The organism is Staphylococcus sp. 231237_7MaSpsaltlick (assembly GCF_043107035.1).
On record NZ_JBICNX010000327.1, the window covers coordinates 1 to 499 of the forward strand.

The 499-nt window shown below is 28.1% G+C and carries 1 protein-coding gene; it reads left to right on the top strand.

Going from position 1 to position 499, the window contains the following annotated elements:
- Positions 1-57: 57 nt before the first annotated feature.
- The coding region (locus ACF91D_RS31725; protein WP_483883406.1) for a hypothetical protein at positions 58-499 on the top strand (442 nt) is incomplete at its 3' end.

The window sequence follows — 499 nt, forward strand, 5'->3', positions numbered from 1 at the left end:
GTATCGACAAACGTTAGAAAACAGCGTGAATTTATAGTTAACTTTAAAGGAGAATATATGACTACAGAAAATATTATTCAGCATTTGGAATCTGCAGATAAAGTGCTTATAAGCGCAAGTAATGGTTTATCGATAGCAGAAGGGTTTCATATTTTTGCTGACGATAAAAACTTTAATGATTACTTTTCATCATTTAAACAGGAATATCTAATTCATAATGTTGTAGAGGGATTATTTTACCCTTATCCGAGTGAGCTCATTTACTGGAAATTTTATAGTAAACTATATCAGTATTTTTTAGCAGATTATCAATTAAGTGAAGTTATGAAAAATTTATATGAATTAATTAGTGATAAAAACTATTTTGTAATTACATCAAATATAGATAATCACTTTGAATATTCAGGCTTTGAGAATTCAAAAATTTTTGAAGTTGAAGGTAACTGTAAATCGGCACAATGTGCGCATGCATGTCATAATAAACTATACGATATTAGTG